This window comes from Rhizobium arsenicireducens (assembly GCF_964021225.1).
This window is the reverse complement of sequence record NZ_CAXHYK020000001.1, coordinates 1338139-1352711: the sequence shown is the minus strand read 5'-3', so window position 1 is coordinate 1352711 and position 14573 is coordinate 1338139. Positions and strand designations below refer to the sequence as shown.

General features: G+C 62.3%; 16 protein-coding genes. 9 read left to right on the top strand and 7 right to left on the bottom strand.

What is annotated here, in order from left to right; all coding sequences use genetic code 11:
* Positions 1 to 48 precede the first annotated feature (48 nt).
* The 3 genes from ACWPVA_RS06365 to coaD are packed head-to-tail and all read right to left on the bottom strand — an operon-like array spanning position 49 to position 1683.
* Complete coding sequence (locus tag ACWPVA_RS06365) at positions 49 to 558, bottom strand: peptidylprolyl isomerase (RefSeq protein ID WP_454286881.1); 510 nt, start codon at positions 556 to 558, stop codon at positions 49 to 51.
* Between the two features lie 34 nt (positions 559 to 592).
* On the bottom strand, positions 593 to 1162 hold the full coding sequence (locus ACWPVA_RS06360) for a peptidylprolyl isomerase (RefSeq protein ID WP_454286880.1): 570 nt from the start codon (positions 1160 to 1162) through the stop codon (positions 593 to 595).
* Positions 1163 to 1188: 26 nt separating this feature from the next.
* A complete protein-coding gene (gene coaD / locus ACWPVA_RS06355; RefSeq protein ID WP_454286879.1) occupies positions 1189 to 1683 on the bottom strand; it encodes a pantetheine-phosphate adenylyltransferase in 495 nt (164 codons plus the stop codon).
* Between the two features lie 195 nt (positions 1684 to 1878).
* Here coaD and ACWPVA_RS06350 point away from each other — a divergent pair, with 195 nt between their 5' ends.
* The 3 genes from ACWPVA_RS06350 to ACWPVA_RS06340 all read left to right on the top strand — a co-directional run bounded on the left by ACWPVA_RS06350 (position 1879) and on the right by ACWPVA_RS06340 (position 2484).
* Positions 1879 to 2004 (top strand): hypothetical protein, encoded by a 126-nt coding sequence (locus tag ACWPVA_RS06350; protein ID WP_454286878.1) that lies wholly within the window; start codon positions 1879 to 1881, stop codon positions 2002 to 2004.
* A 134-nt stretch (positions 2005 to 2138) separates the two neighbouring features.
* Positions 2139 to 2291 carry a hypothetical protein gene (locus tag ACWPVA_RS06345; RefSeq protein ID WP_454286877.1) on the top strand — a complete coding sequence of 51 codons (153 nt, stop codon included), beginning with the start codon at positions 2139 to 2141 and terminating at the stop codon, positions 2289 to 2291.
* Positions 2292 to 2349: 58 nt separating this feature from the next.
* A complete protein-coding gene (locus ACWPVA_RS06340) occupies positions 2350 to 2484 on the top strand; it encodes a hypothetical protein (protein ID WP_454286876.1) in 135 nt (44 codons plus the stop codon).
* A gap of 112 nt (positions 2485 to 2596) precedes the next feature.
* On the opposite strand, the gene gyrA is transcribed toward ACWPVA_RS06340, so the two are convergent.
* Positions 2597 to 5422, bottom strand: a complete 2826-nt coding sequence (gene gyrA, locus ACWPVA_RS06335) for a DNA gyrase subunit A (RefSeq protein WP_454286875.1) — start codon at positions 5420 to 5422, stop codon at positions 2597 to 2599.
* Between the two features lie 191 nt (positions 5423 to 5613).
* Between gyrA and ACWPVA_RS06330 the strand changes: the two genes are divergently transcribed.
* On the top strand, positions 5614 to 6243 hold the full coding sequence (locus ACWPVA_RS06330; RefSeq protein ID WP_454286874.1) for a MarC family protein: 630 nt from the start codon (positions 5614 to 5616) through the stop codon (positions 6241 to 6243).
* Between the two features lie 42 nt (positions 6244 to 6285).
* Here the strand turns inward: ACWPVA_RS06330 and ACWPVA_RS06325 are convergent, their stop codons facing one another.
* Together ACWPVA_RS06325 and ACWPVA_RS06320 are read right to left on the bottom strand one after the other, a co-directional pair.
* Positions 6286 to 6540 carry a hypothetical protein gene (locus ACWPVA_RS06325; RefSeq protein ID WP_454286873.1) on the bottom strand — a complete coding sequence of 85 codons (255 nt, stop codon included), beginning with the start codon at positions 6538 to 6540 and terminating at the stop codon, positions 6286 to 6288.
* 99 nt (positions 6541 to 6639) lie between these two features.
* Positions 6640 to 7167: a single-stranded DNA-binding protein gene (locus ACWPVA_RS06320; protein ID WP_454286872.1), complete on the bottom strand. Its 528-nt coding sequence runs from the start codon at positions 7165 to 7167 to the stop codon at positions 6640 to 6642.
* A gap of 279 nt (positions 7168 to 7446) precedes the next feature.
* Here ACWPVA_RS06320 and uvrA point away from each other — a divergent pair, with 279 nt between their 5' ends.
* The 5 genes from uvrA (at position 7447) to ACWPVA_RS06295 (ending at position 13606) form a co-directional block, all read left to right on the top strand.
* Complete coding sequence (gene uvrA / locus ACWPVA_RS06315) at positions 7447 to 10371, top strand: excinuclease ABC subunit UvrA (RefSeq protein WP_454286871.1); 2925 nt, start codon at positions 7447 to 7449, stop codon at positions 10369 to 10371.
* Positions 10372 to 10374: 3 nt separating this feature from the next.
* The gene (locus ACWPVA_RS06310) at positions 10375 to 10701 is read left to right on the top strand and encodes a DUF4258 domain-containing protein (RefSeq protein WP_454286870.1); all 327 of its coding nucleotides are present in this window, start codon (positions 10375 to 10377) and stop codon (positions 10699 to 10701) included.
* Between the two features lie 90 nt (positions 10702 to 10791).
* Entirely contained in the window at positions 10792 to 10962 is a 171-nt protein-coding gene (locus ACWPVA_RS06305; protein WP_454286869.1) for a hypothetical protein, read from the top strand.
* 20 nt (positions 10963 to 10982) lie between these two features.
* Positions 10983 to 11786 (top strand): DUF72 domain-containing protein, encoded by an 804-nt coding sequence (locus tag ACWPVA_RS06300; protein WP_454286868.1) that lies wholly within the window; start codon positions 10983 to 10985, stop codon positions 11784 to 11786.
* Between the two features lie 173 nt (positions 11787 to 11959).
* The gene (locus tag ACWPVA_RS06295) at positions 11960 to 13606 is read left to right on the top strand and encodes a Na/Pi cotransporter family protein (protein WP_454286867.1); all 1647 of its coding nucleotides are present in this window, start codon (positions 11960 to 11962) and stop codon (positions 13604 to 13606) included.
* 10 nt (positions 13607 to 13616) lie between these two features.
* On the opposite strand, the gene ACWPVA_RS06290 is transcribed toward ACWPVA_RS06295, so the two are convergent.
* Complete coding sequence (locus tag ACWPVA_RS06290; RefSeq protein ID WP_454286866.1) at positions 13617 to 14498, bottom strand: EamA family transporter; 882 nt, start codon at positions 14496 to 14498, stop codon at positions 13617 to 13619.
* Positions 14499 to 14573 lie beyond the last annotated feature (75 nt).

Genomic DNA, 14573 nt, shown 5'->3' with positions numbered 1-14573 from the left:
ACCCGCCCCGGCGCGATACGCCGGGGCGGGTCACCAAAGCAAGCCCGATCAGGCGTCGGCGGCGACCTTCATCGAAACGATCGAGTCGGGATCGCGCACCGGTTCGCCCTTCTTGACCTGGTCGATGACGTCCATGCCCTCGATGACCTGGCCCCAGACCGAATACTGCTTGTTGAGCCACGGCGCATCGGTGAAGCAGATGAAGAACTGCGAATTGGCCGAGTTCGGGCTCTGCGAGCGCGCCATGGAGCAGGTGCCGCGCACATGCGAGGTGGCCGAAAATTCGGCCTGGAGGTCCGGCTTCTGCGAGCCGCCCATGCCGGCGCGGGCCGGATTGAAGCTGTCGGAACCCTGCTTTCCGAACTGCACGTCGCCGGTCTGCGCCATGAAATCCTCGATAACGCGGTGGAAGACCACACCGTCATAGGCGCCTTCGCGCGACAGTTCCTTGACGCGTGCGACATGGCCGGGGGCCAGATCCGGGAAGAGCGCGATCACGACCTTGCCCTTGGTCGTTTCCATGATGATGGTGTTTTCCGGATCCTTGATCTCGGCCATGATATTTCTCCTCTTTGGGGCGGATGCCCGATTGTTACTGCTTGCCGACGGTGACCTTGATCATGCGGTCGGGATCGGAAACTTCGCCGTTGCCTCCCTCGCCGCGCTTGATCTTGTCGACGAATTCCATGCCGGACACGACCTTGCCGACGACGGTATACTCGCCGTTCAGCGGCGGATAGTCGGCGAACATGATGAAGAACTGCGAATTGGCGGAGTTCGGATCCTGCGAGCGGGCCATACCGACGACGCCGCGCTCGAAGGGAAGCTTGGAGAACTCGGCCGGAAGATCAGGCAGCTTGGAGCCGCCGGTGCCGGCGCGGCCGGCATTGAAGCCGTCCTCCATGTCGCCGAACTCGACGTCGCCGGTCTGGGCCATGAAGCCCTCGATGACGCGGTGGAAGGCGACATTGTCATACTCGCCCTTGGAGGCCAGTTCCTTGATTTGCGCGACGTGCTTCGGTGCGACCTCGGGCATAAGCTCGACGACGACCGGACCGTCCTTCAACTGGATGGTCAAGGTGTTGTCCTCCGAGGCGGCGATCGCCGAACCGGCTGTTGCGACGGCAATGAACAGGGCTGCGGCAATTTGAAAGAGTTTCATGATCACTCCAATGGCTTGAACGACGATCAGCGCGAGAGTTTGGACTTTAGCGCATAGAGGACGGCGGGCGGCACAAAGGCACTGACATCGCCACCCATGGAGGCGATCTGGCGTACCAATGTGGCCGTAATGGGCCGCGAGGCGGTACCCGCCGGCAGGAATACGGTCTGCAGGTCCGGCGCCATCTGGTGGTTCATGCCGGCCATTTGCATCTCATAGTCGAGATCGGTGCCGTCGCGCAGGCCCCGGATCAGCAGCTTGGCGCCATTCTTGCGGGCCGCATCGACAGCGAGGCCATCAAAGGCGACGACCGAAACGTCGCCGGCGCGCTCGGGCAGGGTCTCGGCGATGGCTGTGCCAATCAGGTCCGCGCGCTCCTCATAGCTGAACAGCGGCTTCTTGCCGGGATGGACGCCGATCGCGACGATCACCTTCGATACCACGTTCAGCGATTGCACGAGCACATCGAGATGGCCGTTAGTCATCGGATCGAATGAGCCGGGATAGAATGCGATCGTCATGGGCGCCCGAAAATTGTTTCGACGCCTTTTGTCATGGAAGCGCGAGGGCCGCAAGTGATTTGGGCCCGATCCATCCCTGCCCTGCGGATGAACGACGAATGAATGTTCCGTTCAAGGCGGCTTCAGTCCGCATCGTTCATATTCCTCCAGACTTGGCACGCAGACATGCCAACGGTCGCATGCAAGGGGACTCATATGCTCGCGCTTCTAGCCATTTTTGCCGTTCTCGCAGCTCTTTTCACCGAGCTCGGCCTGCTGACCCTGCGCGCCCATCTCGAGGCCGAAGGACCATCGGCCATCCGCCTCTTTTCGCGAAGATGAACGCCAGATGAATGGAGCGTTAAGACACGTTTCAGATCGCCTTCACTAAAAACGATTGAATGGTGCGGAACGTTTGTCCGCGCCGCGCATTTTCACGGTTATCCAAGCCGAAAAAATCCGAAAGGACGACTTAGATGCACGACAAGGTTACGATGATCAATCTGGTGTGGGTCGGCATGATGACGGCGATGCTCGCCACCTCCGCCACCTTCTACATGAATGACAAGGCCGACGCGAACAGCTACGGCCCGCAACTGGCGTCCAGCTATTACCCGCTGCACCGCTGACCGCCGGCGGATAGACGCCTATTGAAGAAACTGCCGAAGCAGGAAGGATTGAAAGAACATGTTTACGAGCCTGACCGTTCTGGCCGCCTTGATCTGCGGCATGTTCCTCGCTTCCGTCGCTTCGACGGTCAACGCCCTTCGCCGTGAAGACGACGAATTCCGCGCACTGAAGAAACGTCAGCGGGTCTTCTGACCCCTGCCTGCCGAGCAGCCTCATGGCTGACGTCGCAGGTGCCCCCCCAAGACACCCTCAAGTTCCGATTGCCTCCAACGAAAAGGCCCGCCGTTTCCGGCGGGCCTTTTCGTCATTCTTGGGTGTCGGTCGCTGCGGGGGGCTCCGCCACGTCCGGCACGGCCCCCTCGGCGACGTCCGGCACGGGCCCCTCGCCTGCCAGGGCCTCTTCGAGTTCGCCCTCGTCTTCGCCTTCCGGCTCGCTGATGCGCTCGACCGAGACGACCTTTTCATCCTTGGCGGTCGAGAAAATGGTGACGCCCTTGGTGGCGCGGCTGGCGATACGGATGCCGTCAACCGGGACTCGGATCAACTGGCCGCCGTCGGAGACGAGCATCAGCTGGTCCTTGTCTTCGACCGGGAAGGCGGCAACCAGTTCGCCGATTTCCGCCGTCTTCGACGTGTCGGTGGCACGGATACCCTTGCCGCCGCGACCGGAGATGCGGAAGTCATAAGACGACGACCGCTTGCCATAACCGCGCTCCGAGACAGTCAGGACGAACTGCTCGCGTGCCTTCATTTCCTCATAAAACTGCTCGTCAAGCTGACCTTCCTCAGTCACCTCTTCCCCGACGAGCGCGATGTCCTCTTCATCCACGCCACTCGCGCGACGCTCGGCAGCCGAACGCTTGAGATAGGCGGCACGCTGCCATGGTTCGGCATCCACGTGATGGAGAATTGTCATCGAAATCAGCCGGTCGCCCTCGGCGAGCGAAATACCGCGCACGCCGATGGAATTGCGACCGGCAAACACGCGGACGTCATCGACGGAGAAGCGGATTGCCTGGCCAAGCGCCGTGGTCAGCAGCACGTCGTCCAGTTCGGTGCAGGTTTCCACCGACAGGATCTCATCGCCCTCTTCCTCGAGCTTCATGGCGATCTTGCCGTTGCGGTTCACCTGCACGAAGTCGGAGAGCTTGTTGCGACGAACCGTGCCCCGCGTCGTCGAGAACATGACGTCGAGGTTTTGCCAGCTCGTTTCATCCTCGGGGAGCGGCATGATCGTGGTGATGCGTTCGCCGGGCTCCAGCGGCAGCATGTTGATCAGCGCCTTGCCGCGCGAGGTCGGCGTACCGATCGGCAGGCGCCAGACCTTTTCCTTGTAGACGATACCGCGCGAGGAGAAGAACAGAACCGGGGTGTGCGTATTGGCGACGAACAGGCGGGTGGCGAAATCCTCGTCCTTCATCGCCATGCCGGAACGGCCCTTGCCGCCGCGGCGCTGGGCGCGATAGGTGGCGAGCGGAACGCGCTTGATGTAGCCGGCATGCGACACGGTGACGACCATGTCTTCGCGGGCGATCAGATCCTCGTCGTCCATTTCCAGGCCGCCCTCGATGATCTCGGTGCGGCGCGGCGTGCCGAATTCGTCACGCACGGCGGTGAGTTCGTCCTTGACGATGGTCTGGATACGGACGCGCGACGACAGGATGTCGAGATAGTCGCTGATCTCGCCGCCGATCTTGTTCAGTTCTTCGTCGATTTCATCGCGTCCGAGAGCCGTCAGGCGGGCGAGGCGCAGTTCGAGAATGGCGCGCGCCTGCTCCTCGGACAGATTGTAGGTCATGTCCTCGTTGATGCGGTGGCGCGGATCGTCAATCAGCAGGATCAGGCTCTCGACATCGGACGCCGGCCAGCGGCGTTCCATCAGTTGTTCGCGCGCCGTCTGCGGATCGGGCGCCTGACGGATCACGCGGATCACCTCGTCGATATTGGCCACCGCGATGCCGAGGCCGACCAACACATGGGCGCGGTCGCGCGACTTGCGCAGCAGGAACTTGGTGCGGCGGCTGACGACGTCCTCCCGGAAGGAAACGAAGGCGCGCAGCATGTCGAGCAGCGTCATCTGTTCCGGCTTGCCGCCGTTGAGCGCAACCATGTTGCAGCCGAACGAGGTCTGCAGCGGGGTGTAGCGATAGAGCTGGTTGAGGATGACGTCGGCATTGGCGTCGCGCTTCAGTTCGATCACGACGCGATAGCCTTCGCGGTCGGATTCGTCGCGCAGGTCGGAAATGCCCTCGATGCGCTTGTCGCGCACCAATTCGGCCATCTTCTCGATCATCGTCGACTTGTTCACCTGATAGGGAATCTGCGAGATGATGATCTGCTCACGGTCGCCGCGCATCGGCTCGATGCGCGCAACGCCACGCATGATGACCGAGCCGCGCCCGGTCTCATAGGCGGACCGGATGCCGGAACGACCGAGGATCATTGCGCCGGTCGGGAAGTCCGGGCCTGGAATGATCTGTATCAGATCGGATAGCTCGATCGCCGGATCGTCGATCAGCGCGATACATCCGTCGATCACTTCAGCCAGGTTGTGCGGCGGAATATTGGTCGCCATGCCAACCGCGATGCCGCCGGCGCCGTTGACCAGCAGGTTGGGGAACCGTGCCGGAACGACGGACGGTTCCTGCATCGTGCCGTCATAGTTCTCACGGAAGTCGACAGTATCCTTGTCGAGGTCATCGAGCAGCGAATGGGCAACCTTCTGCAGGCGGCATTCCGTGTAACGCTGGGCCGCCGGCGGGTCGCCGTCAACCGAGCCGAAATTGCCCTGGCCGTCGATCAGCGGCAGCCGCAGCGACCAGTCCTGCGCCATGCGGGCCAGCGCGTCGTAAATCGCGGCATCGCCGTGCGGATGGTATTTACCCATCACGTCACCTGTGACGCGCGCCGACTTCACATATTTCTTGTTCCAGTCGATGCCCATTTCGCTCATCGAAAACAGGATGCGTCGGTGCACCGGCTTCAGACCGTCGCGGACGTCGGGAAGTGCGCGGCTCACGATGACGCTCATCGCGTAATCGAGATACGACCGCTGCATTTCCTCCATGATGGAAATCGGCTCAATGCCTTGCGGATACTTGCCGCCGCCGGGAGTGTTTTGCTCAGTCAAATCAGGTCACGATCTTTGTTCGGAATCACTGCGGAGTTTATAGCTGAAAGGGCCGGAAAGCGCCAATTTTGCCCGGACTCACAAGGCGGTTATAAACAGCCTTTTGGGGCGTGGGAAAGGCCGGCCGATCAAGAACTTGCCAAGGGCGTGCGGCTGGCATTTAAATGTTCCGGCAAAGCGGGGGAATAACCATGATCGGCACGGATTCGATGATCAACGCCTTCACGACGTTGCTGGTCACGGTCGATCCGCCGGGACTGGCGCCTCTGTTCCTCGGCCTGACCCAGGGCATGACCCGCGGCGAGCGCAAGCAGGTCGCGGTGCGCGGTTCGCTGATCGCCTTCGCCATCCTCGCCGTCTTTGCCCTGTTCGGCGCCAGCATTCTTGGTGCGCTCGGCATTTCCATGGGTGCTTTCCGCATCGCCGGCGGCCTGATGCTCTTCGTCATCTCGTTCGAGATGATTTTCGAGAAGCGTAACGAGCGTAAGGAAAAGACTACCGATGCCGCAATCACCAAGGACCACATCCACAATCTGGCGGTTTTTCCGCTGGCAATCCCGCTGATCGCCGGACCTGGCGCGATCTCCGCCACCGTGCTGATCGCCGGCACGATGGACGGCATGGCCGGCAAGATCCAACTGATCGGCGTCATCGCCGTCTGCCTGGCGCTGGTCTTTGCCGCACTGATCCTCGCCGAGCGGCTGAACCGCTTCCTCGGTGTCACCGGCCGGGCGTTGCTCACCCGCCTGCTGGGCGTGCTGCTGGCGGCGCTTTCGGTGCAGTTCGTGGTCGACGGTGTGAAATCGGCCTTCCCAGGCTGACGCGAGGGATGGCCGAAGCTTGACCGCCGCCTGTGGGCAAACTCAGCGCTGCGCCTTCAGGATGCGCTTCCAGATCGTGCCGCCGAGGTAGCGGTTGAACACGATGAAATAGGCGATGACCAGCGCGAACAGGATAAGCGCCGGCAGCCCGTTCAACTGGAACCCCTCCTCCGTGCGTCCGCCCGCCACCGATGCGACGGCAAAGCCGAGCACGAAGAAGGCGGTGAAGAAGTCCAGCAGGAAGGCCAGGATGATGCGCCATGTCGCGGGACCGGCCTGCGGTTTTGTCTCTTCCATAGTGATACCCCCTAGTATCCATCGTAAATCATGCATTTCAGACCGGGCTTCCCGCCGAACGCCCACAACAAAAAAGCGGCGCCGAAGCGCCGCTAGACATCAGAACGGGATGTCATCGTCGAGATCGCGGGAGAAGCCGCCCGATGGGGGTGCGCTTGCCCCTCCCCGCTGCTGGCCGCCGCCGCGCTGGGGTGCCGGCGCGGCGTAGTCGTCGCCACCGCCGCTATAGCCGCCGCCGAATTCGCCGCCGCCGCGCGAGCCGCCGGCAGCATCGCCACGACCGCCGAGCATGGTCAGGTTGCCGTTGAAGCCCTGTAGCACGACTTCGGTCGAGTAACGGTCCTGGCCGCTCTGGTCCTGCCACTTGCGGGTCTGCAACTGGCCTTCGATATAGACCGTCGAGCCCTTCTTCAGATACTGCTCGGCGACCTTGCAGAGACCTTCGTTGAAGATCACCACGGTGTGCCACTCGGTCTTTTCCTTGCGCTCGCCGGTGTTCTTGTCGCGCCAGCTTTCCGACGTGGCGATACGCAGATTGGCGATCGGCCGGCCATCCTGGGTCCGGCGGATTTCCGGGTCGGCGCCAAGATTGCCGATCAAAATTACCTTGTTGACGCTGCCAGCCATACTACTCACCTTGCTGCCGCCATCATGCGGCTCCGAAACAGAGAAATCCGCCCACCTTAAACCAAACCATCCTGCGGTTGGGTGGCGATCGGGGTTAATCCACAACGAAAATGTTCTTTATTTGTTCTAGTAATGCACTAGGATGCTGTCAATAGAATCATTTTGCCACCCTTTAATCCACTCCCGGCGCTCGACAGGGGCGCGGGCGTCACTAAATAAGGAGAGCCCTCCTCCCGAGCGCCCTCCCTGCAGAGCTTTGTCCAGTCGAGACCAGTCCCTATGAGCGATTTGAAGCATATTTCCATCCGCGGCGCGCGCGAGCACAATCTCAAGGGCATCGACCTCGATCTGCCGCGCAATTCGCTGATCGTCATGACCGGCCTGTCCGGCTCGGGCAAGTCCTCGCTCGCCTTCGACACCATCTATGCGGAAGGCCAGCGCCGCTATGTCGAGAGCCTGTCGGCCTATGCCCGGCAGTTCCTCGAAATGATGCAGAAACCGGATGTCGACCAGATCGACGGCCTGTCACCGGCAATCTCGATCGAGCAGAAGACGACCTCGCGCAATCCGCGTTCGACGGTCGGCACGGTCACCGAGATCTACGACTACATGCGACTCCTGTTCGCCCGCGTCGGCGTGCCCTATTCGCCGGCGACCGGCCTGCCGATCGAGAGCCAGACGGTCTCCCAGATGGTCGACCGAATCCTGTCCTTCGAGGAGGGCACCCGCCTCTACATCCTGGCGCCGATCGCGCGCGGCCGGAAGGGCGAGTACAAGAAGGAACTCGCGGACCTGATGAAGAAGGGTTTCCAGCGCGTCAAGATCGACGGCCAGTTCTACGAGATCGCCGAGGCGCCGGTGCTGGACAAGAAGTACAAGCACGACATCGACGTGGTCGTCGACCGCATCGTGGTCAGGCCCGACATCGCAAGCCGGCTGGCCGACAGCCTCGAGACCTGCCTTCACGTTCTGTCCGACGGGCTGGCGATCGCCGAATTCGCCGACAAGCCGTTGCCGCCCGAAGAGACGGCGGCCGGCGGCAGCGCCAACAAGTCGCTCAACGACACCCACGAGCACGTGCTGTTTTCGGAAAAGTTCGCCTGCCCGGTTTCCGGCTTCACCATTCCGGAGATCGAGCCGCGCCTGTTCTCCTTCAACAACCCCTTCGGTGCCTGCCCGACCTGCGACGGCCTCGGCTTCCAGCAGAAGATCGACACCGCGCTGATCGTGCCGGAAAGCCAACGCCGGCTGAACGACGGCGCGATCGCACCCTGGGCGAAATCCTCCTCGCCCTATTACGACCAGACGCTCGATGCGCTCGGCAAGGCTTTTGGCTTCAAGCTTTCGAGCAAGTGGTCCGATCTCAAAGAGGCGGCGCAGAAGGCGATCCTCTACGGCACCGAGGAGAAAATCGACTTTCATTATGCCGACGGCGCGCGCTCCTACACCACGACCAAGACCTTCGAGGGCATCGTGCCGAATCTCGAGCGGCGCTGGAAGGAGACCGACAGCGCCTGGGCCCGCGAGGAGATCGAACGCTACATGTCGGCGGCCCCCTGCCCGTCGTGCAACGGCTTCCGCCTGAAGCCCGAGGCGCTGGCGGTCAAGGTCAACGGCCTGCATATCGGCCAGGTGACAGAGATGTCGATCCGCGTCGCCCGCAACTGGTTCGTCGACCTGCCGGAAAAGCTGACGGCCAAGCAGAACGAAATCGCCGTTCGCATCCTGAAAGAGATCCGCGAGCGCCTCGCCTTCCTCAATGACGTCGGCCTCGACTATCTGAGCCTGTCGCGCAATTCCGGCACCCTCTCGGGCGGCGAGAGCCAGCGCATCCGGCTTGCCTCGCAGATCGGCTCAGGGCTCACCGGCGTGCTCTACGTGCTCGACGAGCCGTCGATCGGCCTGCACCAGCGCGACAATGCGCGCCTGCTCGATACGCTGAAGCACCTGCGCGACATCGGCAATACGGTCATCGTCGTCGAGCATGACGAGGACGCGATCCTGTCCGCCGACTACGTCGTCGACATCGGCCCGGCGGCCGGCATCCATGGCGGCGAGGTGATCGCCCAGGGCTCGCCGCAGGACATCATGGCCCATCCGAAATCGCTGACCGGCAAATACCTGACCGGCGAGCTTGGCGTCGCCGTACCCTCCGAACGCCGCAAGCCGAAGAAGGGCCAGCAGGTCAAGGTCGTCGGCGCGCGCGGCAACAATCTGAAGAACGTCACCGCCGCCATCCCGCTCGGCGTGTTCACCGCCGTCACCGGCGTCTCGGGCGGCGGCAAGTCGACCTTCCTCATCGAAACGCTCTACAAGGCCGCCGCCCGGCGCGTCATGGGCGCGCGCGAAAACCCGGCCGAGCACGACCGCATCGACGGCTTCGAGTTCATCGACAAGGTCATCGACATCGACCAGTCGCCGATCGGTCGCACCCCGCGTTCCAACCCGGCCACCTATACCGGCGCCTTTACCCCGATCCGCGACTGGTTTGCCGGCCTGCCGGAAGCCAAGGCCCGCGGCTACCAGCCCGGCCGCTTCTCCTTTAACGTCAAGGGCGGCCGATGCGAGGCCTGCCAGGGCGACGGCGTGATCAAGATCGAGATGCACTTCCTGCCCGACGTCTACGTCACCTGCGACGTCTGCCACGGCAAGCGCTACAACCGCGAGACGCTCGACGTCACCTTCAAGGGCAAGTCGATCGCCGACGTGCTGGACATGACGGTCGAGGAAGGCGTCGACTTCTTCTCCGCCGTGCCGGCGGTGCGCGACAAGCTGCAGGCGCTGTTCGACGTGGGGCTCGGCTATATCAAGGTCGGCCAGCAGGCCAACACGCTGTCGGGCGGCGAGGCGCAGCGCGTCAAGCTGGCCAAGGAACTGTCGAAGAAGTCGACCGGCCGCACGCTCTACATCCTCGACGAGCCGACCACCGGCCTGCATTTCCACGACGTCGCCAAGCTTCTGGAAATGCTGCAGGAGCTGGTCAATCAGGGCAATTCCGTGGTGGTCATCGAGCACAATCTCGAAGTCATCAAGACCGCCGACTGGATCCTCGACTTCGGCCCCGAGGGCGGCGACGGCGGCGGCACGATCGTCGCCGAGGGCACGCCCGAGGATATCGTCAAGGTCGAGAAATCCTATACCGGCCAGTTCCTCAAGGAACTGCTGGAGCGGCGGCCGCTGAAGAAGCGCCAGGCGGCGGAGTGAGCGATGAGCGAAACCCTTGAACTTGTCCGTGCGCTGGTAGAGCAAGACAAGTTCCGGGCTTCGCTTCATGCCGTGCAGGAACTGGTCGATGACGGGCTTCTGATCGAACCGATCATTCGTGCCATTTCCACGGCGATTGTCGTCGAAGACTACCCTGAATATCATAAAGGACCGGCGGTTCTGGTTCTTCAGTTCGACGAAGCTGGTGAGCCGATTCATCTGGTCTGGGGAGTTCCGAAGGGCCAGAGTGAGCCTGCGGTCTTGGTCACCGCCTACCGTCCCGATCCGCAACGCTGGGACGCGAGTTTTACACGGAGGCGTCAGCGATGACCCATAGATCAGTGCAGCTCATTCGTGAAGGTGAACACCTCGCAGAGGTTCCCGTCGAGGCTCGAGGACGTCGGCGAGTGGGGAGCGTCGATGGGGTATGCCGAGATTGCCAAGCTCGATCGGGTGCGCCGGGCGCTACGGGCCGGCAATATCCGTGGAGCGCTGGAGGAGGCAAAGGTCTTCCGGCTGGTGCCCGAAGGTGGTGACGAAGTCCCGGTGCTTGGTTTCGGCGAAGATCCGCAGAAGCCGATTGAGCGTTAGACCTGAATGAGGATAGCTTCATGACCAAATCCGGCACAATCCGCACCGGCATCGGCGGCTGGACCTTCGACCCTTGGGAAGGCAGCTTCTATCCGGAGACGCTGGCCAAGAAGCGGCAGCTCGAATTCGCCAGCCGCGAGCTCACCGCAATCGAGGTCAACGGCACCTATTATTCCAGCCAGAAGCCGGCGACCTTCGCCAAATGGGCCTCGGAAGTGCCGGAGAATTTCGTCTTCTCGCTGAAGGCCAGCCGCTTCTGCACCAATCGCAAGGTGCTGGCCGAGGCCGGGCCGTCGGTCGAGAAGTTCCTGACCCAGGGCATTACCGAGCTTGGGCCCCATCTGGGTCCGATCCTCTGGCAGTTCATGGGCACGAAGAAGTTCGAGCCGGAAGATTTCGAGGCCTTCCTGGCGCTCCTGCCGAAGAACCAGGACGGGATCGCTCTTCGTCATGTGGTCGAGCCGCGCCATGAATCCTTCCAGGTGCCGGAATTCGTCGCCCTTCTGGCGAAATACGGCGTGGCGGCGGTCTGTGCCGATCATCATGACTATCCGATGTTCGCCGACCCGACGACCGATTTCGTCTATGCCCGGCTGCAGAAGGGCGAGGACGATATTCCGAGCTGCTATCCGCCGAAGGACATCGAAGCCTGGGCCGACCGGCTGAAGACCTACGCCCGCGGGGGTACGCCGGACGACCTGCCGGTCATCGCCCCGGAGCGGGCTGTCGACAAGGCGCCGCGCGATGTCTTCGCCTTCTTCATTTCGGGCGGCAAGGTCAATGCACCGAACGGTGCGCGCGCCCTGCAGAAGGCGGTCGCCTAGGGCCGTTTGCTGCCGTCGACACCGGCATGTGCATCAAGTTGTGACAATGGCGATTCTGGACTAGCGTCTGTCGCTTGGCCGGGCGCGCTCGACGCGGATTCGGCTGACGCTCACCAGCTTTGCCGGGGCATGTCGTCGCATGCGATCCGGCCCACTTGCTCCGGGAATGCCGCATGTCAGGGATCGTCGTCTTCATCAATCTCGCCGGAGCCGTCGCTCTGCTGCTCTGGGCGACCCGCATGGTGCGCACCGGCATCGAACGCGCCTATGGCAATCTGCTCAAGGAACGGCTGAGGCTAGCCATCAGCAATCGCTTTTCGGCCGCGGTTGGCGGCTTCTTCTTTGCCATCGTACTGCAGAGCGCCACCGCCGTCGCCCTGATCGTCTCGTCCTTTGTCGCTGGCGGTTATGTATCCACGGGGATCGGCGTCGCCACCCTGCTCGGCGCCGATCTCGGTTCTGCCTTTGTCGTTCGCATCCTGCGCTACGATCTTGCGCTGCTGATTCCAGTCCTTCTGCTGATGGGTACGATCGCCTTTCGCGCCTCGGAGCAGCGCAACTGGCGCCAGGCGGGACGCATCCTCTTCGGTTTGGGCCTGCTATTGCTGTCGCTCCGCCTGATCGGCGAAGCCTCCGACCCGCTGCGCTCCAGCGAAATCCTGCCGCTGGTGTTCAACTACCTGTCGCGCGACTGGATCACCGCCTTCCTGCTGTCGGCGCTGCTCGCCTGGGCCTTCCATTCGAGCGTTGCGACCATCCTTCTGTTCGCCTCGCTCGCCGACCGTGATCTGCTACCGCCCGCTTTGATCATCCCCTTGGTGCTCGGCGCCAATTTCGGCGCGGCTGTGATCGGTGCGATCCTGACCAAGAATGCCGAGGCTGCCGCCCGCATCGTACCGCTCGGCAATTTCGTCATCCGCGGCTTCGGTACGCTGGCGGCACTCGCCCTGCAGTTTGCCGTCAGCCTCGATCCCCTGCTCTTTGCCGCCCGACTGGGCGATGCCGTGGTGATGATCCACCTGGCGATCAATGCCGCGGTGCTGATCTTCGGGCTGCCGTTCAGCGGCATCGTGGCGCGGGCGCTGGAGGCGGTACTGGCCAAGCCCACGGCCGAAACCGTGGTTCCGTCGCGGCTCTCCGTCCTCAATCCGGCCGACCTCACCAATCCGCGTCAGGCTATCAGCAACGCGACGCGCGAGGTGCTGACCGTCTGCGAAAAGACCGAGATCATGCTCAACTGGATCATTGAGCTCTACGAGACCTGGGATCCGAAGAAGATGCAGGCCATCGAGGCCCTCGACGACGAAATCGATGAAATTCACCGGGACATCAAGTTCTATCTCGCCCGCATATCGCAGACGGCACTCGACGAGGCGTCGGCCGCCCAGTGCCAGTCGCTGCTCGGCACGACGATCAAGATCGAGCAGGCCGCCGATATCATCTCGCAGAACATGCTGAACCGCGTGCGCAAGAAGCACGACCGCAATACCACCTTCTCGCCCGAGGGCTGGTCGGAACTGACGGCCATGCACAACGAGGTGGTGAAGAACGCCCGCCTCGCCTTCAACCTGCTGGTCAATCGCGACGTGGAGCACGCCCGCCAACTGGTGGCGCGCAAGGAGGCAGTGCGCAATCTGGTTCGAATCAGCGAGGAGCAACATCTTCAACGGCTGCGCGACGGCAATGCCGCAAGCTTCGAGTCCAGCTCGCTGCATATCGACACGATGCGCGATCTGAAGGAGATCAATTCGCTGTTCGCCTCAATCGGCTATCCCCTGCTCGAGGACGAGGGAATGCTGCGGCGTAGCCGGCTGCTTTAGGCGTGAACTCTTAGGCCGCAGCCGGTTTGCGGCCCAGCCATTGCGGATTGTAGACGTTCATTACCAGGCCCACGACAATCAGGACGGCGGCCACGATCCGCAGGGTCCCGAACGCCTCTCCGAGCAAAAGGGCTGAAGACGACATGCCAAAGACGGGAACGAGCAGCGAGAACGGTGCGACGGTTGAAACACCGTAGCGGCTGATCATCGCCCCCCAGATGGCGAAACCGAAGATGGTCGCGACATAGGCGACGAACAGTACCGCGCCGGCGCCCGCCAGATTGATGTTGCTAAGAGCGGCGAGATCGCGGTCCCAACCCTCGAACAGGACCGAGATGATCAGAAGCGGGATCGGCGGAATGAGGCTGACCCAGACCATCAGATTGAGCATGTGAACATTGCCGGCCTTCTTCATCAGCATGTTCGATGAGGCCCAGGCGATTGCCGCGGCAATGACGAGGGCGAGGCCTGTTATGGTGAAATCGCCGTCGATGGACGATGCGATGAGCGCGATGCCGGAAAAGGCGATCACCATGCCGGCGAGTTGTAGCGGTCTTGGCTTGGCGCCGAAGACAAGGAAGGCGAGCAGCACGGTGAAGAAGGCCTGCGACTGCAGGAGCAGCGAGGCAAGGCCTGGCGGCACGCCGACATCCATGCCGATGAACAGGAAGGAAAACTTGACTACGCCCAGCATGAGGCCAATGCCGATGATGATCCGCCAGGGCACGTCAGGCTTGGGGATGAAGAAGACGAGCGGCACGGCCGCGAAGAAGAATCGCAGCGCGGAGAAGAAGAGCGGCGGAAAATTGTCTAGCCCGAGCCGAATGACGACGAAATTGAAGCCCCAGAGGGCGGCGACCAGCACCAGCAGCAAAACATGAACGGGCGTCATGCGACTCTCTCCTCGACCTTTTAATCAGCGATACGACGATCTCGGGTCTCAAGGGAAATGCATTGTTTTGATGCC